Genomic DNA, 24,036 nt, shown 5'->3' with positions numbered 1-24,036 from the left:
AGTTCACAAAGAAACACTTGCAAAGAAAGCTTTGCAACGATATCTTTGCACTATGACCGAGAACGAGAAGGCCGCCGCGAGAGAACGTCGCGTTCTGGATGCCGGGGCACTGCGTGCCCTGTCGCACCCGCTGCGCGTGCGGATCTTCGACATCCTCGCGAATGAAGGGCCTCAGACGGCAAGCACCCTCGCCGAGATCCTCGGGGAGTCTTCTGGCGCCACGAGCTATCACCTCAGGGCTTTGGCCCGGCAGGACCTGATTCGAGAGGTCGAGGGGGAGCGCAGCGGGCGCGAGCGCTGGTGGGAGCGGCCTGAGGGCGGCATCGTCTACGACTCGCGCGCAGTGCAGGGGTCACCAGCCGGCGAGGCTGCTCTGCAGGTCGCCGTCGCCGAGATCCACCGTCGGCGCCACGAAGAGCTCATGGAGTACTTCAGCGGGCGCATCGACAAGGAGCCGGAGGAATGGGCTGACGCCAGTTCATCGATGACGAGCGGCATCAGCATGACGGCCGAGCAGACCACAGCTCTGATCGAGAAGCTCGAGGCCGTGATCGATGAGGCCGCAGACACTTACCGCGGCCAGAAGGGGGAGGGCGTCCGCCGCATCAGCGTGCGCGCCGATGTCTTCCCCCTCGCCAACCACACGAACACGAAGGAGACCGCATCATGAGCGCAGTTGCCATCACGCGCACGTATGCCGTACCGCGCGGCGCGACAGCACTCGAGCGCTGGTCGATCAGGATCGCGGGAGCCGTCACCCGTTGGGCGACGGCACGCGCCGAACGTCGGCTGGATCGCCATGAAGCCATGCTCGCCGCCATCCAGGCCGAGCAGACGCAGAAGGCAGATCCGCGTGCGGCGGACCGGATGCTGGCGCAGATGGGCGCGCCGCGGCGCTGAGTCAGTCCTGGAACTCTCGGGCGATGACCTCGCCCGCGGCGTCCTGCAGGACTTCCCAACCGGCATCCAGCTCGGCGATGGGGCGGCCCTCGAGCCAGGTCAGCGTCCAGTAGCCCTCGACGCCGCGACTCTCGACCTCCGCGATCGCAGGCAGCAGCGCGGCGGGGACGGATGCCGGAGCATCCGCTCCCGCCGCCCAGCGCGTACCCAGCTGCATCAGTTCTCCTCCACCGGGGCCAGCACGATCTCCGTGACGGCGAACTCGTCGCCCTCCACGATCTCGAGCTCCGCGATGCGGCCGACCGCGCTGAGGTCACCGGCGGCCGCGCGAAGCGTCTCGAGCGAGTCAGCAGGGACCGCGATGACGGCACGTGAGACCGGAGTCTTCTGCGATGCCTTCGCCTCGGTCTTCGCGCGGCGGATGCCGATCAGGGCGGCGCTGGCTGTGGAGAGCACAGCCGGGTCTCCGCCGGCGAGCGAGCCGGCCTCTGGCCAGGCGGCCGTGTGGATCGAGCCCTCCTCGAACCAGCTCCAGGCCTCTTCGGTCGCGAACGAGACGACGGGTGCGAGCAGACGCAGCAGCGTCGACAGAGCGATCCGCAGGGCGAGGGCCGCCGACGGTTGTCCGACGTCCGTCTGGTCGTACGCGCGTTCCTTGACGAGCTCCAGATAGTCGTCGCAGAAGGTCCAGAAGAAGGACTCGGTGACCTCCAGCGCGCGGGCGTGGTCGAACGCGTCGAACGCCTTCGTCGCCTCGGCCACGACCCCGTCCAGGGCGGTGAGCATCGACGCATCCAGAGCATGCGTCACCTGCGCGCCCTCGGGCACGGGGAACGACAGCACGAACTTCGCGGCGTTGAGGATCTTGATCGCCAGGCGGCGACCGATCTTCATCTGCGTCGGGTTCTGCGGATCGAACGCGGCATCCACGCCGAGACGGCTGGAGGCTGCCCAGTAGCGCACCGCATCCGAACCGTGCTTCTCGAGGATGTCGGCCGGGGTCACCACGTTGCCCTTGGACTTCGACATCTTCTTGCGGTCGGGGTCGACGATGAAGCCGGACACGGAGGCGTGCTTCCACGGCGACCGCGCGTCCTCGAGGGTCGACCGGAGCATCGTCGAGAAGAGCCAGGTGCGGATGATGTCCTGACCCTGTGGGCGCACGTCGAAGGGGGCGACGAGGTTCCACAGCTCCTCATCGCGCTGCCAGCCACCGGCCAGCTGCGGGGTGAGCGACGACGTCGCCCAGGTGTCGAGAATGTCGACCTCGGCCTCGAAGCCGCCTGCGACGCCACGTTGGTCCTCGGTGTACCCGGCCGGCACGTCGATGGTCGGATCGATCGGCAGCTGCTCGGGCGAAGCCATCAGAACGCGGTCGAAGTCGCGCTCACCGTTCTCGTCGAGTCCGTACCAGACCGGGATCGGAACGCCGAAGAAGCGCTGACGCGACACGAGCCAATCGCCGGTGAGGCCGCCGACCCAGTTCTCGTAGCGCACGCGCATGAAGTCGGGGTGCCACTGCAGCTCACGGCCGTGAGCGATGAGCTGATCGCGCAGATCCTCGTCACGGGCGCCGTTGCGGATGTACCACTGGCGCGTCGAGACGATCTCGAGCGGGCGATCGCCCTTCTCGAAGAACTTCACCGCGTGGTTGAACGGCTTCGAGACCTCGAGCAGCTCGCCGGACTCCTCGAGCAGCTCCACAATGCGCTTCTTGGCGCTGAAGACGGTCTTGCCTGCGAGCTCTGCATAGGCGGTCCTCCCCGCCTCCGACTCGATCGCCTCTGGGGCATCGGCCACGACGCGACCGTCGAGGCCCAGGATCGTCCTGATCGGCAGGTCGAGCTCGCGCCACCAGACCATATCCGTGACGTCGCCGAACGTGCAGACCATGGCGATGCCGGAGCCCTTGTCCTGCTGGGCGAGGTGGTGGGCGCGCACGGGCACCTCGACGTCGAACAACGGCGTACGGACGGTCTGACCGAAGTACGGCTGGTAGCGCTCGTCGTCGGGGTGTGCCACGAGCGCGACGCAGGCTGCGAGCAGCTCGGGGCGGGTCGTCTCGATGTGGATGTCACCGGATCCATCGGTCTTGTGGAACGCGATGCGGTGGTACGCGGCCTGCTGGTCGCGGTCCTCGAGCTCTGCCTGGGCGATCGCCGAGCGGAAGTCCACGTCCCACAGGGTCGGTGCCAGCGCCTGGTACGCCTCGCCGCGCTCGTGGTTGCGGATGAAGCCGAGCTGGCTCTGCCGGATGGTCTCGTCCGAGATGGTGCGGTAGGTCTGGGTCCAGTCGACGCTCAGACCCATCTGGCGGAAGACGTCCTCGAACTGCTTCTCGTCCTCGATGGTGAGGCGCTCGCAGAGCTCGATGAAGTTGCGGCGGCTGATGGGCTGCTGGTCTGCGGCTTTCAGGCTCTTCGCGTCGCCCTGGAAGGGAGGGGTGAACTCGGCGTCGTAGGGGAGCGTCGGGTCGACGCGCACACCGTAGTAGTTCTGCACGCGGCGCTCCGTCGGCAGGCCGTTGTCGTCCCAGCCGATCGGGTAGAAGACGCTCTTGCCGCGCATGCGCTCGTAGCGCGCCTTGACGTCGGTGTGCGTGTACGAGAACACGTGGCCGATGTGCAGAGATCCGGATGCCGTCGGCGGAGGCGTGTCGATCGAGTACACACCCTCACGACCGAGCTCGGCTGCGCGCAGGCGATCGAACAAGTACGTGCCCTGCTCGGCCCAGACGCCGTCCCACTTCGCTTCGAGACCTTCGAGGACCGGCTTGTCGGGAATCTGGTTCGGTGCGGACGCAGCCATGAAGGTCTCCTTGAGCGATGTATGCGGCACGGTGTGTACGTGCCTGAGTGTGTGGGATGTGCTCAACAGTCTACCGATCCGCCTTCTTCACCGCGTGATCCGTAAATCGACCGCGTCCAATAACCACCGGTAGACTGGACGGACCCCCTTTCACCTTCCTGAGGACTCGCATGCCCACTTCGCTCGTGCGCCGTATTCTGCCCGTGACCGCCTTCGTCGCGGCATCCGTCCTGCTGCTCAGCGCATGCGCCGGCTCAGCGGGCGACTCCGCCGACGGCGATGGCACGGGCGAGGTCGTGTGGGCGATCGAGGGCGCGAACCTCGCCGCCGGTCACATGGACCCGCAGACCAGTCAGCTCGACGTCTCCGGCATGGTGCAGCGCGCGGTGCTCGACTCGCTCGTGTTCCAGGAGGCGGACGGCTCGTTCTCGCCGTGGCTCGCGAAGAGCTGGGAGGTATCGCCCGACAGCACGACGTACATGTTCGAGCTGCGCGACGACGTGACCTTCCACGATGGCGAGCCGTTCAATGCCGAGGCTGTGAAGGCGAACTTCGACCGGATCGTCGCCCCCGAGACCGCCTCCAAGCAGGCCGCCAGCATGCTCGGCGCCGACTTCTACGAGGGCACCACCGTGAAGGACGAGTACACCGTCGAAGTGCAGTTCAGCCAGCCGTACTCGCCGTTCCTGCAAGCCGCGAGCACCGCGAATCTCGGCTTCTACTCGCCGAAGGTGCTGGAGGAGTCGGCGGACCAGCTCGCAGCCGGCGGCCCGGACATCAACGTCGGCACCGGACCTTTCGAGCTCACCGAGTACACGCCGGATCAGGAGCTCGTGTACACCCGCAACCCCGACTACACGTGGGGTCCGGACGGTGCGGCTGCTGCGAAGTTCGAGACGCTGCGCGTCGAGCTCCTGCCCGAGGCATCCGTGCGCGCCGGCGTCGTGGAGAGCGGCGAGGCGGACCTCGCCAGCAACATCCCGCCGAACCTCGCCGTCGACATGCCGGACACGCTCACCGTCGACTCCGTCGAATACCCGGGGCTCCCGTACTCGCTGTACCTGAACGAGAAGTACGGCGTCTTCTCCGACGAGAAGGTGCGGCAGGCGTTCGCCCGCGGCATCGACATCGACGCGGCGGTGGAGGAGATCTACTTCGGGCAGTTCCCACGGGCATGGAGCATCCTGGGCTCCACCACACCCGGCTACGACGCCTCGCTCGAGGACTCCTGGCCGTTCGATCAGGATGCCGCGAACGCGCTGCTCGATGAGGCCGGTTGGACCGACCGCGACAGCGACGGCATCCGGATGAAGGACGGCAAGCGCCTCTCGGTGCGCTGGATCGCCTGGACCCCGGTGCCCGACGACAAGGCGGCCCTCGGCAACGCCATCCAGTCCGACCTCGCTCAGATCGGTTTCGAGGTCAAGCGCGAGGTGCTCGAGCCCGGCGCGTACAACGCGCAGTACGAGCCGAAGACCTTCGATCTCACGGACTGGGGCTTCTCCGGCGTCGACGCGGATCTGCTGCGCAGTCACCTGCACACCGATGGCTTCCAGAACGCCTCGCAGGTCTCCGACCCGCAGATCGATGCGCTGCTGGAGGAGGGAATCTCCACCAGCGACGTCGACGCGCGGGCCGCGATCTACCAGCAGCTGCAGGAGTGGAATGCGCAATACACTGCGATCGTGCCGCTCTACAGCCCGTCGCTGATCACCGCCTCGAACGACACGATCTCAGGGCTCGAGTACGACCTGTACGGTCGCCCGCTGTTCTATGAGGTCTCGGTCGGCTGATCCGGTCGTGAAACCGCTTCTCGTCCGGATCGCGGGGCTCGCGGCATCCGTCGTCATCGTCCTGTGGGGAGCCGCGACGCTGGCTTTCCTCGCGTTCCGGGTGATCCCCGGCGACCCGGTGTCGGTGATGCTCGGGCCGCAGGCTCAGGTGAGTGAGGCGGTCAAAGACGGCATCCGCGCCGAGTTGGGGCTCGACCGTCCGCCGTTCGAGCAGTATCTCTCGTATCTCGGCCAGCTCGTGCAGGGAAACCTCGGCGAGTCCTACCAGCTCCGGATGCCGGTGGGCGAGGTCATCGGGCGACAACTGGGCTCGACGCTGCAGCTCACGGCGCTGGCGCTGGGCATCGCCGTCGTGCTCGCCCTCGCCGTCGCGCTGTTCGTCCGTGGACGGGTGGGGCGCGGCGTGGTGGCCGGACTCGAGCTCATCGTGCTGTCGTCTCCCGTGTTCTGGATCGGACTCCTGCTGCTCAGCGTGTTCGCGTTCGGTCTCGGGTGGTTCCCGGTGTCCGGCACGCGCAACCCCGCGACGATCGTGCTGCCGGCGGCGACTCTCGCGCTGCCCGTCGCCGCCCTCCTCGGGCAGGTGCTGCGCGATGGCATCGAGGCTGCGGAGCGTCAGCCGTTCGCGACGACGGTGCGGGCGCGCGGAGCCGGTCAGGTACGACTGACGGCTCACCACACCCTGCGGCACGGGGCGGCCGGTGCTCTGACGCTGACCGCCTACCTGGTCGGGTCCCTGCTCGGCGGCGCCGTGCTCGTCGAGACCGTGTTCGCGCGGCCTGGGCTCGGGCGTGTGACGCTCGCGGCGATCTCCGACCGAGACCTGCCCGTGATCACCGGGATCATCCTGTTCAGCGCACTCGTCTTCGTCATCGTCAATGTGATCGTCGAGCTGCTGCATCCGGTGCTCGATCCCCGTCAGCGGCGCGCCGCACCCGCTGCGCCGGAGCTGCGCCGATGAGCATCGCACGTCGCATATTGTTCTGGGCAGCGTTCCTCCTCCTGGCGGTGGTCGCCGCGATGGCGCTCGTGCCGGGCATCATCGCCCCGGCCGACCCGCTGCAGACCGATGTGCGGGCGGCGCTGCAGGCTCCGAGCGCCGCGCACTGGTTCGGAACGGATCAGAGCGGTCGCGACGTGTTCGCCCGTGTCGTGCACGGGGCTGCGCGCTCGGTCGGGATCGGCCTGCTCGCAACCGGCCTCGCGCTGATCGTCGGCCTGATTCTGGGGTCGTTGTCGGGGATCGCTCCGCGCCCCGTCGACGCTGTCGCCATGCGCGTCAACGACGTGCTGATGGCGTTCCCGGAATTCCTCGTCGCCTTGGTGGTGGTCGCGATCCTCGGCCCCGGTCCTGGGAAGGTCGCTGTGGCGGTGACGATCGCAGCCGTCCCCGTGTACGTGCGGTTCGCGCGGGTGCAAACGCGCACGCTCGCGCTCGCCGAGCACGTCGAAGCCGCGCGCATCCTCGGAGTGCCGAGAGCGCAGGCGTTCACCCGGCACGTGATCCCCGGCGTGCTGGGATCGCTCAGTGTCCTCGCGACGATCGGCATCGGTTCGAGCATCCTCGCCGTGGCAGGGCTGAGCTTTCTGGGGCTCGGGCCCACCGAACCGGTTCCGGAGTGGGGACTCATGCTCTCCGGTGGGCGCAACGTGCTCGGCACCGCGTGGTGGATCGCCGTGTTCCCGGGGATCGCGATCACGCTCACGGTCATCGCCGCGACGATCGTCGGGCGCACCCTGCGGGCGCGGGCAGAGGGGCGGACGTCGTGAGTGCGCTCTTGGTGCAGGACCTGTCCATCTCGATCGGCGGCCGGATGCTCGTCGACGGGGTGTCGTTCGAGGTCTCGCCCGGGGAGTGCGTCGCGATCGTCGGCGAGTCGGGCGCCGGCAAGTCGCTGACGGCATCGGCGTTGCTGGGCCTTGCTCCTGGGCACGTTCGGGCGGCTGCGCTCACGGTGGACGGCGTCGACGTGCGTCGCTTCTCGGAGTCGCAGTGGCGTGGAGTCCGCGGCGATCGGATCGGCCTCGTGTCGCAGGACGCCCTGGTCTCGCTCGACCCGCTGCGGAGGGTCGGCGCGGAGGTCACTGAGCCGCTCGCCATTCACTCGCGACTGTCACGGGCCGCGCGCCGCGCGCGGGCGCTGGAGCTGTTGGAGGCGGTGGCGATGCCGTCACCAGCTGAACGTGCGGCGCAGTACCCGCACGAGTTGTCCGGGGGGCTCCGGCAGCGCGCTCTGATCGCTTCGGCGCTCGCGGGAGAACCCGCCGTACTCATCGCGGATGAGCCGACCACCGCCTTGGATGCCACCGTGCAGGCGCACGTGCTCGCTCTGCTGCGAGACATCGCGGATGCCGGTACCGCCGTGGTCTTCATCAGCCACGACTTCGCCGCGGTGCGCCGTGTCGCCGATCGTGTGCTCGTCATGCGCGATGGTCGCGTGATCGAGCAGGGAACGGTGGCGCAGGTGCTCGAAGAGCCGTCGGAGGACTACACGCGAGAGCTCATCGCCGCCACGGACCACGAGCCGCGCGGCGACCGGTTCGGTCTGGGCGAGGCCGTGCTCACCGGGATCGGGGTGTCGAAGTCGTTCGCGGGCGTCCCGGCTGTCGTGGATGCGTCATTCACCCTGCTGCAGGGGCAGACGCTCGGCATCGTCGGCGAGTCCGGCTCGGGCAAGACGACGCTCGCACGGATGATCGTCGGCGTAGAGCGACCGGATTCCGGTGCTCTCCGGTGGGCGGGGGAGCACCGCGTGCAGCTCGTGCATCAGAATCCGCTCGGGGCGTTCGACCCGCGGTGGACGATCGGCCGCTCGCTGCGCGAGGCCCTCGAGGCCGGACAGGTGCCGCGAGCTCAGCGTGCGGCGCGGGTGGCTGCACTGATGATCGAGGTGGGTCTCGCGCCGGAGCTCGCCAAGCGTCGCCCTTCCGAGCTCTCCGGCGGCCAGCGGCAGCGTGCGGCGGTCGCGCGGGCGCTCGCCGCCGAGCCGGATGTCCTGGTGCTCGACGAACCGGTGTCAGCCCTGGATCCGTCGGTGCGCGAGAAGGTGCTGCAGTTGCTCGGGCGTCTGCAGCGCGAGCGGGGGCTGACGATGATCTTCGTCTCGCACGATCTCGGTGTGGTCGCCGCGGTCTCCGATGACGTGCTCGTCATGCAGCACGGCGAGATCGTCGAGCAGGGGCCGGTCGCCGCTGTGTTCGCAGCTCCCCAGCATCCCTTCACCCAGGAGCTGCTCGCCGCCGGCCGCTAGGCCTCGCGTCAGTCCAGGATCTGGATTCCCAGCCCCGTGGCGATCACCGGCGCGAGCTGCTGCACCTGGAACGTCGTCAGCGTCGTTCCTCTGAGGCTGTTCGCATCGGTGAAGGCGATCGCATCCAGGCCGCGCAGGTCGACGTCGGTCGCTCGCAGCCCGCGAGGATCCACCTCATCGCTGCGGCAGCCCTCGAAGCCCACCCGCGTGAGCTCGGCCTGCGGCATGTCCAGAGTGCGGATCTGACAGCCGGCGATCAGCACGTCCGTCGCTTTCGCCCCGCCGACGTTGAGGTAGTCGACGCGCAGGTCGCGCAGCTCGAGCTCGTCGATGCGCGCGCCGCTGAGGTCGAGCGTGCCGATGCGTCCGCCGGTGATGCGGAGCCGGCGAAGGCTCGCCTTGCGCATGGGCATGGATGCCGCGCGCACGTCGCGGATGTCGACGTCGAGGAGCGTGGCTCCGGTCAGATCGAGCAGATCGACGTCCGCGGCGATCACGCACTGCTCGAGCGTCGAGTGGGCGAGGTCGGCGGTTCCTGCGAGCTCGAGGCGGGCGGCGATCAGGTCGGCCCCTCGTCGGGGATCAGCGCTCGCGAACTCATCCGGAAGGTCGGGAGGTGAGACCCGAGGGGCCGTGGGGGAGCCTGTGGTGCGAGCCATGTCTTCGAGCGTAACGGTTCGGGATGCTATATTGCTAGCATGCAAGCATCCGAGCCGAGAAAGGCGCAGTTCAACGTGTATCTGCCCGCCGACATCATCCGGGCGGTGAAGCACCGGGCGATCGATGAGGGCACGAGCCTGTCGGCGCTGGTCGAGGCGGCCCTGCGCGGTTACCTGGAGGAGCGGTCATGACTGTCGTTCAGCAGATCCTGTACACCGAGCAGCCTGAGCGGTGGTGGCCTCTCGCAAAGGCGCTCGGTTTCGTTGCACCGTTCGCTCCGACGCCGGAGTGGGGTGAGTTCCACGCCGACGGAGTTCTCGCGGTGCACGGCGCGACGCCGGAGCATCGCCCTGGAGGCGTCGACGTCCATCTCGTCGTCGCAGACCTGGATGCCGCAGCATCCGCCCTCGCGTCATTCGACGTCGAGCGCGCCGTGATGGACGGCGTGGGCGAGATGCTCATGGTGCGCGCAGCATCCGGCATCTCGATCACGGTGTCCGAGGGTGCTGTCCAGGCCGGAGTCGGCGCCATCGCCGTGCAGCCGATCTGGTTCCAGGAGGACCTCGCGGAGCCGCGGGCGATTCTGGAGGCACTCGGATTCCGCGCCGGGATCACATCTGATCGCCCTGGCTGGGTCGAGATGCTCGGCGACGGCGGATCCATCGGGCTGCATACCGGCGAGCCGCGTATCGGTCTGTCGTTCGAGGCGCGCGGTGATCTCGACGCGCTGGCCGCTCGCTTGCAGGATGCCGGATTCGAGGCATCCGTCGTCGATGAGGCGTTCGCGCGCACCATCCGCATCCCCGATCCCGATGGAGGGGACGAGATCTGGATCAACGGCGTCCAGGACGACCTGCACGGCTACCACCGGGAGGGCTGAGCTCGACGTACGACAGCAACTCGCAGGACAACCGTAAGTTCGCAGGAATACCGCTGAACTCTGCGAAATTCGTGGCGTTCTGCGAACTCACGTCCTGTGCCGACCTGTTCTGCACAGCAAGACCTCGTACCGGGCTTCGCACTATCCGCGTGTTCTCGGCACCTGGCAGGATGTGCGCGGTGGCACTCTCGGCGGATGCATCCACGATCAGAACAGGGAGTCGCTGAATGCGTCGGCGAGCTCGGCGGCGTCGCACGCGTCGCCGCACTGCACGACCGGGGGCATCGCCGTGCCGAGATCGAACGGGCTCTTCGTGATGGAGCCCTCACGCGGATCCGGCAGGGGTGGGTGGCGACGCCGGATGCTTCGCCTCAGCTCGTCTCAGCCGCGCAGCACGGTGTCGTGCTTTCGTGCGTGACCGCGGCCCGGCGCCTCGGGATCTGGGTGCGCGAGCAGAACCCGGGTGCGCACGTCGGCGCGACACCGGGCAGCGCGGGAGGGAAGCCGGAGAGCGTGCGCGTGCATTGGGCGAAGCCGCTCGTTCCTCGGCATCCGGATGCTCTTGTGGACCCGATCGAGAACGTGCTGGCGATCGTGGCAGAGTGCGCGCCGTTCGAGCAGGCGCTCGGAACATGGGAGTCCGCGCTCAACAAGGAGCTGGTCACCCTCGAAACCCTGGCGAACCTGCCGCTGCGACCGGCGGCGAGGCGTTTGCTCGCCGAAGCCCAGCCGTTCGCGGATGCGGGTCTGGAGACCTACTTGCGTCCTCGGCTGCGGTGGCTCCGCATTCAACTGACCATCCAGACATGGATCGCCGGTCATCGGGTCGACGCGCTCCTGGGCGCGCGGCTTGTGCTCCAGATCGACGGCAAGCACCACGTCGGTGCGCAGCGCAGTGAGGATATCCGGCACGACGCCGAGCTTCGCCTCATGGGCTACCACGTCATTCGCATCAGCTATCCGCAGATGATGTTCCAGTGGCCGCAGGTGCAGGATCTGATCATGAGGGCGGTCGCTCAGGGTCTGCATCGCGCAGTTCGACGCGCGTGAGGCATGACTGGCGCGAGGTCTCGCAGTGACGCAAGCGCTCACAGGGGCGCAGCACGTCGCAGCAATGCACTTTCTTCGCAGAGTCTCCGCGCAGATCTGCGAGATAGGTGCTGTTCTGCGAAGTTCCTGCCGGCGGGAGGATGCCGCGTACAATGGACGCACCAGCTTTGATCCGGCCATCACCGGGGAGCTCTCGGAAGAACGGCCGTGAGGCCCAGTAGAACCGAGCGGGGCAGGCCCGTCATCGCCGCAGTGAGAGTGGTTGTCGATCCCTGAGCATGTCGAAGGGTCGGCAGCACGCGAGGTGGTACCGCGGTCCTTGTGGAACAGAGGATCGTCCTTGCAAGCAGCATCCGCCCACGACACTGCGAGCTATAGATGACCTACCCCCGCAACACCTCCGCCTTCGGCCCAGCAGCCTCCCCGCGCTTCCCCGAGATCGAGCGCGAGGTCCTCGACTTCTGGAAGAGCGACGATACCTTCCGGGCATCCATCGCGCAGCGCGACGGTGCAGACGAGTGGGTCTTCTATGACGGCCCTCCGTTCGCCAACGGTCTGCCGCATTACGGCCACCTGCTCACCGGGTACGCCAAGGACCTGTTCCCGCGCTTCCAGACCATGCGCGGCAAGAAGGTCGATCGCGTCTTCGGGTGGGACACGCACGGCCTCCCGGCAGAGCTCGAGGCGATGAAGCAGCTCGGCATCACCGAGAAGAGCGAGATCGAAGACATGGGCATCGACGTCTTCAACGGCAAGGCCCGTGACTCCGTCCTCGCGTACACCGAGGACTGGAAGGACTACGTCACCCGCCAGGCGCGCTGGGTGGACTTCGACCGCGGCTACAAGACACTCGACCTCGGCTACATGGAGAGCGTCCTCTGGGCATTCAAGACCCTCTACGACAAGGGCCTCGCGTATGAGGGATACCGGGTGCTGCCGTACTGCTGGCGCGATGAGACCCCGCTCTCCGCCCATGAGCTGCGCATGGACGACGACGTCTACCAGGACCGGCAGGACCCGTCCGTCACCGTCACCTTCCCCCTCACCGGCGTGAAGGCAGAGACTCTCGGCCTCACCGCGGTGCGGGCTCTGGCCTGGACGACCACGCCGTGGACCCTCCCGACCAACCTCGCCCTCGTCGTAGGCCCCGACATCCAATACGTCGTGATCCCCGCCGGCCCGAACGGCGCCGCCGACATCATCCCCGGCGATGATGTCGCTGAAAGCGACGCGCATCGGTACCTGATCGCTCGTGACCTCGTCGGCGGCTACGCCAAGGACCTCGGTTACGAGTCGGCTGACGACGCGCTCGCCGCGGTCTCGGCATCCCACCGCGGAGCCGACCTCGAGGACGTCACCTACGACCGCCTCTTCGACTACTACGCCGACGCCGAGACGTGGGGCACCGAGAACGCCTGGCGCATCCTCGTCGACGACTACGTCACGACCACCGACGGCACCGGGATCGTCCACCAGGCTCCGGCCTACGGTGAGGACGACCAGCGCGTCACGAACGCGGCCGGCATCCCGACGATCCTCTCGCTCGACGACGGCGGCAAGTTCCTCTCCAGCGTCACGGACGTCGCCGGCCAGCTGTGGATGGACGCGAACCGTCCGCTCATCCGCCTCCTCAAGGAGAACGGGCGGATGCTGCGCGAGCAGAGCTACGTGCACTCGTACCCGCACTGCTGGCGCTGCCGGAACCCTCTGATCTACAAGGCCGTGTCGAGCTGGTTCATCCGCGTCACCGACATCAAGGACAAGATGCTCGCGAACAACGAGCAGATCACCTGGGTGCCGGAGAACGTCAAGGAGGGTCAGTTCGGCAGGTGGCTCGAGGGCGCCCGCGACTGGTCGATCAGCCGCAATCGCTACTGGGGCTCACCGATCCCGATCTGGAAGAGCGACGACCCCGAGTACCCGCGCGTCGACGCCTACGGCTCGCTGGAGGACCTCGAGCGCGACTTCGGCACGCTGCCGCGGAATCCCGAGGGCGAGATCGACCTGCACCGTCCGTACATCGACGATCTGACTCGGCCGAACCCGGACGACCCCACGGGCCAGAGCACGATGCGCCGCATCGAGGACGTCTTCGATGTGTGGTTCGACTCCGGCTCGATGCCGTACGCGCAGGTGCACTACCCGTTCGAGAACCAGGAGTGGTTCGACTCGCACTCGCCGGCGGACTTCATCGTCGAGTACATCGGCCAGACCCGCGGCTGGTTCTACGTCATGCACGTGCTCTCGACCGCGCTGTTCGACCGCCCGGCGTTCACGGGTGTCAGCTGCCACGGCATCGTGCTCGGCAACGATGGCTACAAGATGTCGAAGTCGCTGCGCAACTACCCCGATGTCTCCGAGGTCTTCGACCGCGACGGCTCTGACGCCATGCGCTGGTTCCTCATGTCGAGCTCGGTGCTCCGCGGCGGAAACCTCGCCGTCACGGAAGAGGGCATCCGAGCGGGCGTGCGCGAGTTCCTGCTGCCGCTGTGGAGCTCCTGGTACTTCTTCGCCACGTACGCGAACGCGTCCGGCGAAGGTGGGTACGAGGCGACCTGGCGCACCGACTCCACGGACGTGCTCGACCGGTACATCCTGTCCCGCCTCGGCGAGCTCGTGCGGGACGTGGCATCCGACCTCGAGGGCCTCGATTCCACGACGGCGGCCGCTCGCCTGCGCGACTTCGCCGAGGTGCTGACGAACTGGTACATCCGTCGCTCGCGTGACCGCTTCTGGGTGGGCGCAGAAGGCGGCACAGACGCCTTCGACACGCTCTACACGGTGCTCGAGACGCTGACCCGCGTGGCAGCGCCCCTCGTGCCGCTGGTCAGCGAGCGCATCTGGCAGGGCCTGACAGGTGGACGCAGCGTGCACCTGACCGACTGGCCGGATGCCGATGCGTTTCCTGCGGCGGACGACATCCGCGATGCGATGGATGCCGTCCGCGAGCTCTCCAGTGTCGGCAACGCGCTGCGCAAGAAGGAGAAGCTGCGCGTGCGCCTGCCGCTCGCGCGCTTCACGGTCGTCTCGCCCGTGGCCGACCAGCTCGGCCAGTTCGAGGACATCCTGCGCGACGAGCTCAACGTGAAGTCGGTCGAGCTCGCGCAGCTCACAGACACGACGGCGGCGGAGTACGGCATCAGCCACCGTCTCAGCGTCAACGCCCGCGCGGCAGGTCCGCGCCTCGGCAAGCAGGTGCAGCACGTGATCGCCGGCGCTCGCGCCGGCGTCTGGGAGGAACAGAACGGCGTGGTCGTCGTCGACGGCATCGCCCTCGAGCCGCAGGAGTACGACCTCGTGCTCGAGACCGCCGGGCGCCCAGAAGGCGAGGCTCTTGCTGTCGTGCCCGGTGGCGGGTTCGTGCTGCTGGACACGCAGACGACGCCGGAGCTCGAGGCCGAGGGCATGGCGCGAGATGCGATCCGCGTGGTGCAGGAGGCGCGCAAGAACGCCGGACTCGACGTGAGCGATCGCATCGTGCTCGCACTGAACGTCTCGACGGAGAACGCCGAGGCGCTGCAGGCCCACGCCGAGCTCATCGCGGGGGAGACCCTGGCGGTGGCGTTCGCCGTGCAGGCGACGGACGAGATGGACGACCTCGTGAAGGACGTCACGAGCCCCGACGACGGAGTGTTCCGCACCGGCGCCACCGCGCTCGGCTCTGACAAGGCCCCGATCATCGTCACGATCGACTCCAACCTCGAAGGAGTGAGCAATGTCTGACCGCGACCGCGCGGATGCCGTCTACGAGAACCTGCTCGAGCGGGCAGGGGAGCGGTGGGTGCAGCCTCGGAAGGAGCGCACCGCCCGCATCCTCGAGCTGCTCGACGACCCGCAGAAGACGTACCGCGTCGTCCACATCACCGGCACGAACGGCAAGACCTCGACGGCCCGTATCGTCGAGAGCCTGCTGCGCGCGCACGGGCTGCGCACCGGCCTGTTCACCAGCCCGCATCTCGAGCGCTTCACCGAGCGGATCATGATCGACGGCGAGCCCATCGCGGATGCCGCGATCGCCGACGCGTGGGACGAGATCGAGCCGTTCGTCGGGATCGTGGATGCCGAGCTCGAGAAGACGGGCGACGCACCGCTGACGTTCTTCGAACTGCTCACGGTGCTCGCGTTCGTCGCGGCATCGGATGCTCCGGTCGACGTCCTCGTGCTCGAAGTGGGCATGGGCGGTGCGTGGGACTCCACGAACACGGCCGACGGTGACGTAGCCGTGTTCGCCCCGATCGCGATCGACCACGCCGATCGTCTGGGCGACACGATCGAGAAGATCGCCGAGGTGAAGGCCGGCATCATCAAGGAGGGTGCCGCTGTCGTCTCCGCTCAGCAGCCGGTCGAGGCAGCCGAGGTGCTGCGCCGCGTCGCGAGCTCGAAGAACGCGACGATCGCATTCGAGGGCGACGAGTTCGGCCTCGCCGAGCAGAAGCTCGCCGTCGGAGGGCAGCTGCTGACGATCCGCGGGCTCGCCGGCAACTACGTCGAGGAGTACCTGCCGCTGTACGGCGCTCACCAGGGTCACAACGCCGCACTGGCGGTCGCCGCGGTCGAGTCGCTCATCGGCGCCGGCTCGCAGCGCATCGCCGACGACATCGTCACGGACGGACTCCAGGGCGCGACGTCCCCCGGGCGGCTGCAGCTGCTCGGCATCGCACCGACCGTCGTGGTCGACGCCGCCCACAATCCGCATGGGGCCAGGGCGCTCGCGCAGTCGCTCGACGACAGCTTCGATTTCGACGAGTGGGGTCTCGTGCTCGGCATCCTCGCCGACAAGGATGCCGCCGGCATCATCGCTCAGCTCGCGCCGGCCGCGGCCCACGTGTTCGCGACGGCGCCCGAGTCCGACCGTGCGAACGACGCCGACGCCATCGCCGATCTCGTCGAGAACGCCGGCTTCCGTGCGACCGTCCACCCGTCGCTCGCGGATGCCGCGGATGCCGCTCGCGAGTGGGCGGCATCGTCCGATCGGCGCGCGGTCGTGATAGCGGGCTCCGTCGTGCTCGCCGGTGAGGCGATCGCGCTGTCCGAGGAGGAGGACTGGAAGTCGGGGTGGCGCGCATGAGCGAAGCATCCGCGGCCCGTCACGCCCGTGCCCCTCGGACGCTCGTGCAGAAGCTCGCGCCCATCGTCCTCGGCTTCGAGGCGATCGTCGTCGTTCTCGCCGGGCTCACGATCTTCGGCCTGAAGTCCCTTCCGGAGGACATCCCGCAGTGGTGGGCGATCATCGGCGGCCTGATCGTCGCGGTCGCCATGATCGCGCTCGCCGGCCTCATCACAAAGCCATGGGCGATCCCGGCCGGGTGGGTGCTGCAGGCGATCGTCGCACTGTCCGCGATCTTCGTTCCGGCCATTCTGCTCGTCGTGCTGGTTTTCGGAGGCATGTGGGCGTATGCGACGATCGTGGGGGCCCGGGTGGATGCACGACGTCCATCCGATGCGAATCCGCACGGCCCAGCCACCGATCCACACACAGAGAGCGACTGACATGGCCACCGAAGAAACCCTCGTCCTCGTCAAGCCCGACGGCGTCGCCCGCGGCCTGACCGGCAGCATCCTCGCCCGCATCGAGGCGAAGGGATACGCGCTCGTCGACATCCGCCTCGTCGAGCCCGATCGCGACCGCCTCGCGGCTCACTACGCCGAGCACGAGGGCAAGCCGTTCTACGAGCCGCTGCTCGAGTTCATGATGTCCGGTCCGTCCGTGGCGATCCGCCTCGCCGGCAACCGCGTCATCGAGGGCTTCCGCTCGCTCGCCGGGACCACGGACCCGACCACGGCCGCCCCCGGAACGATCCGCGGCGACCTCGGTCGCGACTGGGGCCTCGCCGTCCAGCAGAACCTCGTGCACGGCTCGGACAGCCCCGAGTCCGCCGCACGGGAACTGGGTATCTGGTTCTCCTGACCCAGACATGCGAAACCCGCCGGTCCTTGTCGAGGCCGGCGGGTTTCGTCGTCTTCAGAAGAGGATCCGAGCCATCTCGCCGAGGAAGTCGATGCCCTTGAGCTGGGCCATCAGCACGATGATCGCGTAGGCGATGATCGTCGCCAGCGGCACCCAGGCCATCAGGCTCCCGGCGCGTGCCTGGACTTTCTCGGAGCTGCTGAACGTCCCGTTCCGGAACAGATGCACCACGGTCGCGAAGAAGGTGGGGATCGTGACGGCCCAGGTCACCATGCACCACGGGCACAGCACGATCAGGTCGTAGATGCTCTGTCCGATCAGCCAGCACACGAAGCCGAACGCGAAGAGGATGCCGGCGCCGAAAGCCGCCCAGAACCAGCGGGGGAAGCGCGCGCCGGCGAGCACAGCGACTCCCACCACGATCGGCGCCATCCAGCCGGTGAGTCCGATGATGGGGTTCGGGAATCCGAACGCCGAGCCCTGCCACGAGTTGAGGTTCGTCCCGCACTGGATGAATGCGCTGAGGTCGCAGCTGAGCGACGCATCGGGGTCGCCCAGCAGCACGAACTTCTCCAGAGTGAGCTGGAACGCCGCCCACCAGCCGACGACGCCGGCGATGATCAGCCAGACGGCGTAGAAGACGGGGCGGGTGCGCTGCTCGCTCATATCCGGATTATCTCAGCGTCCGCTATGGATGTGGCGTGAGCGGGCTCGTCAAAAGGCCACGAGTGCGCCGGATGCCACGAACTCGCCCACATGGTGCGATAATGGCGTGTGATGCACTACGCGGCCAGACCGCGGAACGCATCGACGCAGACTTCGGGGCCCAATGCCCCTCGCGATCAGAGCCATGAGCCGGTCGCAGACCGATTGAGTTCGCGGCACCCGCGGGTGCCGCACGAGATTTCGCGGCACTCAGTGCCCGCGCAGGGAGTACGCCAGAGATGGCCGATGAGACGAATGACAACAACACCCCTACCCTCGACGCGAATGAAGCGGTTCCGGTCGCACCGGAATCCGCTGATGCGCCGTCGGACGTGACGGCTCCGTCGGAGGCCCCGGCCGGAGCCGATGCTCCGGTCGAGGTGGACCGCGCGGCCGATTCCGCCCCCGACACGGATGATGCTGAGAAGCCCGAGGTATCCGAGGCGTCCGAGCAGTCCGAGCAGTCCGAGGAGTCCGAGGCGCCCGCCGAGCCCGAGGCGTCTGAGAAGCCTGAGGCGTCTGAGAAGCCTGCGGCGTCTGAGAAGCCTGCAAAGCCCGCACAACCGGCCGAGCCGGAGCCTCTGACTGCCGCCGGCCTCGGTCTGATCCCCGAGGTGTTCGTCTCCCGGGTGTCGACCCAGCTGCACTTCTACGCCCCCGAGATCACGCCGCTTCCGGCGCGACCGGGACGTGACCGCGATCGCGACGGCTCACGCGACAACGACCAGGACGATGCGCCGAACGCTCGTCGCGGACGCCGCCGCCGCGGCTCCGACTCCGACGAGCAGCGCGACGAACCGCGTCAGCGTCAGCGCGCGGTCGAGTACATCACCGAACCCAAGGCGATCAAGGGCTCAACGCGTCTCGAGGCCAAGAAGCAGCGCCGCCGCGACGGTCGCGATGCAGGGCGTCGTCGCCCCGTTGTGACCGAGGCGGAGTTCCTCGCCCGGCGCGAGTCCGTCGACCGCAAGATGATCGTTCGCTCCAAGAACGGCCGCACGCAGATCGGCGTCCTCGAGGATGCCGTGCTGGTCGAGCACTACGTCGCTCGCAACCAGGACGCCTCCCTGATCGGAAACGTCTACCTCGGCCGTGTGCAGAACGTGTTGCCGAGCATGGAAGCGGCGTTCGTCGACATCGGTCGCGGCCGCAACGCTGTTCTGTACTCCGGCGAGGTCGACTGGGACGGCGTCGAGACCGGCAACCAGCCCCGTCGCATCGAGCTGGCGCTGAAGCCCGGCGACCGCGTGCTCGTCCAGGTCACGAAGGATCCGGTCGGCCACAAGGGCGCCCGCCTCACCAGCCAGATCTCGCTCCCCGGCCGCTACCTCGTGTACGTGCCCGGCGGGTCGATGAACGGCATCAGCCGCAAGCTCCCCGACAACGAGCGCGCCCGACTGAAGCGCATCCTCAAGGAGGTGCTTCCCGAGTCGAGCGGCGTCATCGTGCGCACGGCGGCCGAGGGCGCCACCGAAGACCAGCTGACGCGCGACGTCCAGCGGCTCACCTCCCAGTGGGAACACATCCAGAAGCAGGTCGAGAGCCAGCAGGCGCCGGCCCTTCTGCACGCAGAGCCCGACCTGCTGGTCAAGATCGTCCGCGACGTCTTCAACGAGGACTTCACGAAGATGCTCATCCAGGGCGAGGAGTCGCAGCGGACGATCCGTGCGTACCTCGAGAGCGTCGCCCCCGACCTGCTCGAGCGCGTCGAGTCCTACGAGGACGACACCGACCCGTTCGATGCCTTCCGCATCACCGAGCAGATCGAGAAGGCTCTCGATCGCAAGGTCTGGCTGCCCTCCGGCGGTTCGCTCGTCATCGACCGCACCGAGGCGATGACCGTCGTCGACGTCAACACCGGCAAGTTCGTCGGTTCTGGTGGAAACCTCGAAGAGACCGTCACCAAGAACAACCTCGAGGCCGCTGAGGAGATCGTCCGCCAGCTGCGGCTGCGCGACATCGGCGGCATCATCGTCGTCGACTTCATCGACATGGTGCTCGAGTCCAACCGCGACCTCGTGCTGCGCCGTCTGGTGGAGTGCCTGAGCCGCGACCGCACGAAGCACCAGGTCGCCGAGGTCACCTCGCTCGGTCTTGTGCAGATGACCCGCAAGAAGCTCGGCCTCGGTCTTCTCGAGACCTTCAGCGAGGCGTGCGAGGTCTGCGCCGGGCGCGGCGTCATCGTGCACCACGATCCGGTCGTCAAGCACCGCTCGAACTCGGGCGGCGGTCAGTCGAACAACCGTCGTCAGCGCGGCGGAAACGGTCAGCAGAACCAGAGCCCGCAGCAGAACAGCGCCGTGGCGCACGGCATCCCCGAGGGGGCCAAGACGGCGCTTGCGCAGATCGCGGCGTCCACGCTCGCACCGACGACCGAGCCCGTCATCGAGGTGGCGACCGTCGTCGAGACCGAGCAGCCCACGGCGCAGGAGCGTCCGAAGAAGCCTCGCCGCAAGCGCGGCGGCGACCGGAACGCGCCCAAGACCGAGGCCGAGCAGTTGCTCGATTCGGTGCTGGATGCTCTGCCGGAGCCGAAGGCCCCCGGTCAGGGACGCAACCGCCGCCGCGTGACGACGGCCGCGCTCACGGGCACCCCGGTCTCGGTCAACGTCTCATCGTCGACGGTCGCGAGCGGGGACACGGAGTCCTGAGGCGATCAGCCTGCGCACCAGCTCCTTGCCGCCGACGTGCTCGGCGCCGGCGGCGATGAGTCGGGGCAGGGCGTCTTCCGGCACGTCGTAGTGGTCGAGGTCGAACCCTCGAGGCGGCAGGTCGTTCCGGAGCGCGAAGTCGTGCAGTTCGTCCAGGCTGTGATCGCTGACCAGGTGGGCCCAGAGGCGTCCGTGTGCGGGCCAGATGGGGTCGTCGATCAGTACGGTCACTCCGCGATCCTACGGCGGAGCGACACGGGTGCGGCTCGCTTTGCGAGAGCGTGGTCGATCCGGTAAAGTAGTCCCTTGGTGCGTGAGCTGAGTCGTCCCCAGGGGGCGACGAGCCGAGGCCTTGTGCTCGTACCCGTCAGACCTGCGACGAACGCAGGCACAGTCTTCCCGTGAGATTTCCGGAGCTTTCCGCTCCCCAACGAAACAGGTATCAAGTGGTTTACGCAGTAGTGCGCGCCGGTGGACGGCAGGAGAAGGTCGAGGTCGGCACGATCGTTCAGCTCGATCGTGTTCAGGCTGCCCAGGGCGAGAAGATCGAGCTGCCCGCAGTGCTCCTCGTCGACGGCGCCACGGTGACCACCGACGCCGACAAGCTGGCCAAGGTCAAGGTGACCGCCGAGGTCATCGGCAACCTCCGCGGCCCGAAGATCATCATCCAGAAGTACAAGAACAAGACCGGCTACAAGAAGCGTCAGGGCCACCGCCAGGAGCTCACGCGCGTCAAGATCACCGGCATCAAGTAAGCAGAAAAGGCTCAGGACATGGCACACAAAAAGGGCGCAAGCTCCACCCGTAACGGTCGTGACTCCAACGCTCAGCGACTTGGGGTCAAGCGTTTCGGTGGCCAGCAGGTCAACGCCGGCGAGATCATCGTCCGCCAGCGCGGCACGCACTTCCACCCCGGCGTGAACGTCGGCCGTGGCGGCGACGACACGCTGTTCGCTCTTGAGGCGGGCGCGGTGCAGTTCGGCGCGAAGGGCGGCCGCAAGGTCGTCAACATCGTCGCCGCTGCTCAGTAACAGCAGCACAGCAGACATCCGGTTCGGGGCGGGCTTCGGCTCGCCCCGTCCGCGTATCCAGGAGAAACAACATGGTCACGTTCGTCGACACGGTGACGCTGCATCTGCGCGCCGGCAAGGGCGGCAACGGCTGTGTCTCCGTTCACCGCGAGAAGTTCAAGCCGCTCGGCGGTCCTGATGGTGGCAACGGCGGTGACGGCGGCGACATCGTGCTCGTGGCCGACACGCAGACCGGCACGCTGCTCTCGTACCACCACTCGCCGCATCGCTCGTCGGGCAACGGCGGGTTCGGCATGGGCGACCACCGCTCCGGCTATGAGGGTGAAGCGCTCGAGCTTCCGGTTCCTGTCGGCACGGTCGTCAAGAACACCGACGGCGACGTGCTGATCGACATGGTCACGCCCGGCGAGAGGTTCGTCATCGCAGAGGGCGGTCGGGGAGGCCTCGGCAACGCTGCCCTGGCGAGCCCGAAGCGAAAGGCTCCCGGTTTCGCCCTGCTCGGCACTCCCGGCTACGAGGGCGACGTCGTCCTCGAGCTGAAGACCGTCGCGGACGTCGCGCTGGTGGGCTATCCGTCCGCCGGCAAGTCGAGTCTCATCGCCGCGATCTCGGCGGCTCGTCCGAAGATCGCCGACTATCCGTTCACGACGCTGCACCCGAACCTCGGTGTCGTTCAGCAGGGCGACTTCCGCTACACGGTCGCCGATGTTCCCGGCCTCATCGAGGGCGCCAGCGAGGGGCGCGGTCTCGGACTCGAGTTCCTGCGCCACGTGGAGCGCTGCTCCGCACTGCTGCACGTGCTCGACTGCGCGACTCTCGAGCCGGGCCGCGATCCGATCTCCGACCTCGACGTGATCCTCGCCGAGCTCGCAGCCTATGACGTGCCGGAGGGGCAGACGCCCCTGCTAGAGCGTCCTCAGCTCGTCGCGCTGAACAAGATCGATGTCCCGGAGGCGCGCGATCTCGCCGACCTGGTCCGCCCGGAGCTCGAGGCACGCGGCTTCCGCGTGTTCGAGATCTCGACCGTGTCGCACGAGGGGCTGCGTCCGCTGACCTTCGCCCTGGGCGAGATCGTCGACAAGCACCGTACGGAGGCCGCTGTCGAGGTGCCAGCCGAGCGCGTCGTCATCCGCCCCAGGGGTGCGCAGAAGCCGTTCACCATCCGTGTCGAGGGCGGCTCGTACGGCACGTACTACCGCATCCTCGGTGAGAAGCCCGTTCGGTGGGTGCAGCAGACCGACTTCCAGAACGAGGAGGCCGTCGGATATCTCGCCGACCGCCTCGAGCGTCTCGGAGTCGAGGACGAGCTGTTCCGCGTCGGGGCGACCCCCGGCGCCACCGTCGTCATCGGCGAGGGCGAGGGGCTCATCTTCGACTGGGAGCCCTCCATGCGCTCGGCCGCAGAACTCGCGACCGCGCCGCGCGGCACCGACCCGCGCCTGGCCCCCAACGCTCGACGCACCACTGGCGAGCGTCGCGAGCAGTACTACGAGCGGATGGACGCGAGAGCGGCCTTCCGCGCCGAGGAAGACCAGAAGCGCCGTGCGACGGCGGGGCAGGACTTCGACGGGGAAGACGCGTGACCGCGACGGCTCGCGCCGAGCTCGCGTCAGCCGCGCGCATCGTCGTCAAGGTCGGCTCCTCGTCGATCAGCGGCGAGTCCTCGTGGCGCATCCCGCTGATCGTGCACGCCCTCGCCGGCGCGCACGCTCGCGGATGCGAGATCGTGCTGGTGTCCTCGGGTGCGATCGCCACCGGCATCCCGTTCCTCGATCTGGATGCCAGGCCCACCGACCTCGCGACGCAGCAGGCCGCGGCTGCGGTCGGCCAGAACGTGCTCGTCTATCGCTACCAGGAGGCGCTGCGCCCGTTCCGCGTGACGGCCGGCCAGGTTCTCCTCACCACAGGCGACCTCGAGAACCCGACCTCGCGCAGCAACGCCCGCCGCGCGATGGAGCGACTGCTCGGACTGCGCATCCTCCCGATCGTCAACGAGAACGACACAGTCGCCACGCAGGAGATCCGGTTCGGCGACAACGACCGGCTCGCGGCGCTCGTCGCGCAGCTGATCGGAGCGGACGCCCTCGTGCTGTTGAGCGACATCGAGTGTCTGTACACCAAGCCGCCCACTGACCCCTCTGCGGAGCCGATCGACGTCATCGCCGCCGATGCGGATCTCGCCGGGCTGGAGTTCGGTGCGACTGTCGTCAACAGCGTCGGCACCGGGGGAGCGGCGACCAAGGTGTCCGCCGCTCGACTTGCCGCAGCATCCGGAATCGGGGTGCTCGTCACCAGCGCCGATCTCGTGGACCGCGCGCTGCAGGGTGACGAGATCGGCACCTGGTTCGAGCCCGCTGTCATCTCGCCCGCCTGACCGCACCGGTCTCGTAAGCTGAGCG

At 67.9% G+C, this 24,036-nt stretch carries 23 protein-coding genes; 18 read left to right on the top strand and 5 right to left on the bottom strand.

Annotation, left to right across the window (positions count from 1 at the left end; genetic code table 11):
* Positions 1-52 precede the first annotated feature (52 nt).
* Both LQZ87_RS08105 and LQZ87_RS08100 read left to right on the top strand, forming a co-directional pair.
* Complete coding sequence (locus tag LQZ87_RS08105; RefSeq protein ID WP_230102957.1) at positions 53-670, top strand: helix-turn-helix domain-containing protein; 618 nt, start codon at positions 53-55, stop codon at positions 668-670.
* Positions 667-900, top strand: coding sequence for a hypothetical protein (locus tag LQZ87_RS08100; RefSeq protein WP_230102956.1), 234 nt, complete (start codon positions 667-669; stop codon positions 898-900). The genes LQZ87_RS08105 and LQZ87_RS08100 overlap by 4 nt, the downstream gene beginning before the upstream one ends.
* 1 nt (position 901) lies before the next feature.
* Here the strand turns inward: LQZ87_RS08100 and LQZ87_RS08095 are convergent, their stop codons facing one another.
* Together LQZ87_RS08095 and valS are read right to left on the bottom strand one after the other, a co-directional pair.
* Positions 902-1,117: a hypothetical protein gene (locus LQZ87_RS08095; RefSeq protein WP_230102955.1), complete on the bottom strand. Its 216-nt coding sequence runs from the start codon at positions 1,115-1,117 to the stop codon at positions 902-904.
* Complete coding sequence (gene valS / locus LQZ87_RS08090; RefSeq protein WP_230102954.1) at positions 1,117-3,708, bottom strand: valine--tRNA ligase; 2,592 nt, start codon at positions 3,706-3,708, stop codon at positions 1,117-1,119. The genes LQZ87_RS08095 and valS overlap by 1 nt, the downstream gene beginning before the upstream one ends.
* Positions 3,709-3,878: 170 nt before the next feature.
* On the opposite strand from valS, the gene LQZ87_RS08085 reads away from it, so the two are divergent.
* From LQZ87_RS08085 to LQZ87_RS08070, 4 genes are read left to right on the top strand one after another with little or no spacing between them, the layout of a single operon-like run.
* Positions 3,879-5,501 (top strand): ABC transporter substrate-binding protein, encoded by a 1,623-nt coding sequence (locus tag LQZ87_RS08085; RefSeq protein ID WP_230102953.1) that lies wholly within the window; start codon positions 3,879-3,881, stop codon positions 5,499-5,501.
* Between the two features lie 7 nt (positions 5,502-5,508).
* Positions 5,509-6,462, top strand: coding sequence for an ABC transporter permease (locus LQZ87_RS08080; RefSeq protein ID WP_230102952.1), 954 nt, complete (start codon positions 5,509-5,511; stop codon positions 6,460-6,462).
* On the top strand, positions 6,459-7,271 hold the full coding sequence (locus LQZ87_RS08075) for an ABC transporter permease (protein WP_230102951.1): 813 nt from the start codon (positions 6,459-6,461) through the stop codon (positions 7,269-7,271). Before LQZ87_RS08080 ends, LQZ87_RS08075 begins: the two co-directional genes overlap by 4 nt.
* Positions 7,268-8,752: an ABC transporter ATP-binding protein gene (locus LQZ87_RS08070; protein ID WP_230102950.1), complete on the top strand. Its 1,485-nt coding sequence runs from the start codon at positions 7,268-7,270 to the stop codon at positions 8,750-8,752. The genes LQZ87_RS08075 and LQZ87_RS08070 overlap by 4 nt, the downstream gene beginning before the upstream one ends.
* 8 nt (positions 8,753-8,760) lie before the next feature.
* Here LQZ87_RS08070 and LQZ87_RS08065 read toward each other — a convergent pair whose 3' ends face one another.
* The gene (locus tag LQZ87_RS08065; RefSeq protein WP_230102949.1) at positions 8,761-9,411 is read right to left on the bottom strand and encodes a pentapeptide repeat-containing protein; all 651 of its coding nucleotides are present in this window, start codon (positions 9,409-9,411) and stop codon (positions 8,761-8,763) included.
* Between the two features lie 39 nt (positions 9,412-9,450).
* On the opposite strand from LQZ87_RS08065, the gene LQZ87_RS08060 reads away from it, so the two are divergent.
* The 7 genes from LQZ87_RS08060 (at position 9,451) to ndk (ending at position 17,250) form a co-directional block, all read left to right on the top strand.
* On the top strand, positions 9,451-9,603 hold the full coding sequence (locus LQZ87_RS08060) for a CopG family transcriptional regulator (protein ID WP_230102948.1): 153 nt from the start codon (positions 9,451-9,453) through the stop codon (positions 9,601-9,603).
* Positions 9,600-10,292, top strand: a complete 693-nt coding sequence (locus tag LQZ87_RS08055) for a hypothetical protein (protein WP_230102947.1) — start codon at positions 9,600-9,602, stop codon at positions 10,290-10,292. The genes LQZ87_RS08060 and LQZ87_RS08055 overlap by 4 nt, the downstream gene beginning before the upstream one ends.
* A gap of 195 nt (positions 10,293-10,487) precedes the next feature.
* Complete coding sequence (locus LQZ87_RS08050; protein WP_230102946.1) at positions 10,488-11,342, top strand: DUF559 domain-containing protein; 855 nt, start codon at positions 10,488-10,490, stop codon at positions 11,340-11,342.
* Positions 11,343-11,720: 378 nt separating this feature from the next.
* A complete protein-coding gene (gene ileS / locus LQZ87_RS08045; RefSeq protein WP_230102945.1) occupies positions 11,721-15,065 on the top strand; it encodes an isoleucine--tRNA ligase in 3,345 nt (1,114 codons plus the stop codon).
* The gene (locus LQZ87_RS08040) at positions 15,058-16,410 is read left to right on the top strand and encodes a folylpolyglutamate synthase/dihydrofolate synthase family protein (RefSeq protein WP_230102944.1); all 1,353 of its coding nucleotides are present in this window, start codon (positions 15,058-15,060) and stop codon (positions 16,408-16,410) included. Before ileS ends, LQZ87_RS08040 begins: the two co-directional genes overlap by 8 nt.
* Positions 16,407-16,832 carry a DUF4233 domain-containing protein gene (locus tag LQZ87_RS08035; RefSeq protein WP_230102943.1) on the top strand — a complete coding sequence of 142 codons (426 nt, stop codon included), beginning with the start codon at positions 16,407-16,409 and terminating at the stop codon, positions 16,830-16,832. Before LQZ87_RS08040 ends, LQZ87_RS08035 begins: the two co-directional genes overlap by 4 nt.
* 1 nt (position 16,833) lies before the next feature.
* Entirely contained in the window at positions 16,834-17,250 is a 417-nt protein-coding gene (gene ndk / locus LQZ87_RS08030) for a nucleoside-diphosphate kinase (protein ID WP_230102942.1), read from the top strand.
* 54 nt (positions 17,251-17,304) lie between these two features.
* Here ndk and LQZ87_RS08025 read toward each other — a convergent pair whose 3' ends face one another.
* Positions 17,305-17,916 carry a vitamin K epoxide reductase family protein gene (locus LQZ87_RS08025; protein WP_230102941.1) on the bottom strand — a complete coding sequence of 204 codons (612 nt, stop codon included), beginning with the start codon at positions 17,914-17,916 and terminating at the stop codon, positions 17,305-17,307.
* Between the two features lie 278 nt (positions 17,917-18,194).
* Between LQZ87_RS08025 and LQZ87_RS08020 the strand changes: the two genes are divergently transcribed.
* A complete protein-coding gene (locus LQZ87_RS08020; RefSeq protein WP_230102940.1) occupies positions 18,195-20,606 on the top strand; it encodes an Rne/Rng family ribonuclease in 2,412 nt (803 codons plus the stop codon).
* Here the strand turns inward: LQZ87_RS08020 and LQZ87_RS08015 are convergent.
* Positions 20,568-20,837 carry a DUF4031 domain-containing protein gene (locus LQZ87_RS08015; RefSeq protein ID WP_230102939.1) on the bottom strand — a complete coding sequence of 90 codons (270 nt, stop codon included), beginning with the start codon at positions 20,835-20,837 and terminating at the stop codon, positions 20,568-20,570. The two genes, LQZ87_RS08020 and LQZ87_RS08015, sit on opposite strands and share 39 nt — an antisense overlap.
* A gap of 215 nt (positions 20,838-21,052) precedes the next feature.
* On the opposite strand from LQZ87_RS08015, the gene rplU reads away from it, so the two are divergent.
* The 4 genes from rplU to proB all read left to right on the top strand — a co-directional run bounded on the left by rplU (position 21,053) and on the right by proB (position 24,011).
* A complete protein-coding gene (rplU, locus tag LQZ87_RS08010) occupies positions 21,053-21,361 on the top strand; it encodes a 50S ribosomal protein L21 (protein WP_194419833.1) in 309 nt (102 codons plus the stop codon).
* An 18-nt stretch (positions 21,362-21,379) separates the two neighbouring features.
* Positions 21,380-21,637, top strand: coding sequence for a 50S ribosomal protein L27 (gene rpmA, locus LQZ87_RS08005; RefSeq protein WP_230102938.1), 258 nt, complete (start codon positions 21,380-21,382; stop codon positions 21,635-21,637).
* A gap of 71 nt (positions 21,638-21,708) precedes the next feature.
* Positions 21,709-23,220: a GTPase ObgE gene (obgE, locus tag LQZ87_RS08000; RefSeq protein WP_230102937.1), complete on the top strand. Its 1,512-nt coding sequence runs from the start codon at positions 21,709-21,711 to the stop codon at positions 23,218-23,220.
* The gene (gene proB, locus LQZ87_RS07995) at positions 23,217-24,011 is read left to right on the top strand and encodes a glutamate 5-kinase (protein ID WP_230102936.1); all 795 of its coding nucleotides are present in this window, start codon (positions 23,217-23,219) and stop codon (positions 24,009-24,011) included. The genes obgE and proB overlap by 4 nt, the downstream gene beginning before the upstream one ends.
* Positions 24,012-24,036 lie beyond the last annotated feature (25 nt).

Source organism: Microbacterium sp. Bi121, from assembly GCF_918698005.1.
Taxonomy (GTDB): domain Bacteria; phylum Actinomycetota; class Actinomycetes; order Actinomycetales; family Microbacteriaceae; genus Microbacterium.
This window is presented reverse-complemented; position numbering and strand designations above follow the sequence as displayed.

What these genes read in the sequence shown, in the direction of transcription:
- LQZ87_RS08105 (WP_230102957.1), top strand. Translation starts at nt 53, where the DNA reads ATGACCGAGAACGAGAAGGCCGCCGCGAGAGAACGTCGCGTTCTGGAT.
- ndk (WP_230102942.1), top strand. Translation starts at nt 16,834, where the DNA reads ATGGCCACCGAAGAAACCCTCGTCCTCGTCAAGCCCGACGGCGTCGCC.
- LQZ87_RS08085 (WP_230102953.1), top strand. Translation starts at nt 3,879, where the DNA reads ATGCCCACTTCGCTCGTGCGCCGTATTCTGCCCGTGACCGCCTTCGTC.
- valS (WP_230102954.1), bottom strand. Translation starts at nt 3,708, where the DNA reads ATGGCTGCGTCCGCACCGAACCAGATTCCCGACAAGCCGGTCCTCGAA.
- LQZ87_RS08065 (WP_230102949.1), bottom strand. Translation starts at nt 9,411, where the DNA reads ATGGCTCGCACCACAGGCTCCCCCACGGCCCCTCGGGTCTCACCTCCC.
- LQZ87_RS08060 (WP_230102948.1), top strand. Translation starts at nt 9,451, where the DNA reads ATGCAAGCATCCGAGCCGAGAAAGGCGCAGTTCAACGTGTATCTGCCC.
- LQZ87_RS08020 (WP_230102940.1), top strand. Translation starts at nt 18,195, where the DNA reads ATGGCCGATGAGACGAATGACAACAACACCCCTACCCTCGACGCGAAT.
- LQZ87_RS08100 (WP_230102956.1), top strand. Translation starts at nt 667, where the DNA reads ATGAGCGCAGTTGCCATCACGCGCACGTATGCCGTACCGCGCGGCGCG.
- LQZ87_RS08035 (WP_230102943.1), top strand. Translation starts at nt 16,407, where the DNA reads ATGAGCGAAGCATCCGCGGCCCGTCACGCCCGTGCCCCTCGGACGCTC.
- LQZ87_RS08075 (WP_230102951.1), top strand. Translation starts at nt 6,459, where the DNA reads ATGAGCATCGCACGTCGCATATTGTTCTGGGCAGCGTTCCTCCTCCTG.
- LQZ87_RS08050 (WP_230102946.1), top strand. Translation starts at nt 10,488, where the DNA reads ATGCATCCACGATCAGAACAGGGAGTCGCTGAATGCGTCGGCGAGCTC.
- LQZ87_RS08095 (WP_230102955.1), bottom strand. Translation starts at nt 1,117, where the DNA reads ATGCAGCTGGGTACGCGCTGGGCGGCGGGAGCGGATGCTCCGGCATCC.
- LQZ87_RS08055 (WP_230102947.1), top strand. Translation starts at nt 9,600, where the DNA reads ATGACTGTCGTTCAGCAGATCCTGTACACCGAGCAGCCTGAGCGGTGG.
- LQZ87_RS08025 (WP_230102941.1), bottom strand. Translation starts at nt 17,916, where the DNA reads ATGAGCGAGCAGCGCACCCGCCCCGTCTTCTACGCCGTCTGGCTGATC.
- rpmA (WP_230102938.1), top strand. Translation starts at nt 21,380, where the DNA reads ATGGCACACAAAAAGGGCGCAAGCTCCACCCGTAACGGTCGTGACTCC.
- obgE (WP_230102937.1), top strand. Translation starts at nt 21,709, where the DNA reads ATGGTCACGTTCGTCGACACGGTGACGCTGCATCTGCGCGCCGGCAAG.
- ileS (WP_230102945.1), top strand. Translation starts at nt 11,721, where the DNA reads ATGACCTACCCCCGCAACACCTCCGCCTTCGGCCCAGCAGCCTCCCCG.
- LQZ87_RS08040 (WP_230102944.1), top strand. Translation starts at nt 15,058, where the DNA reads ATGTCTGACCGCGACCGCGCGGATGCCGTCTACGAGAACCTGCTCGAG.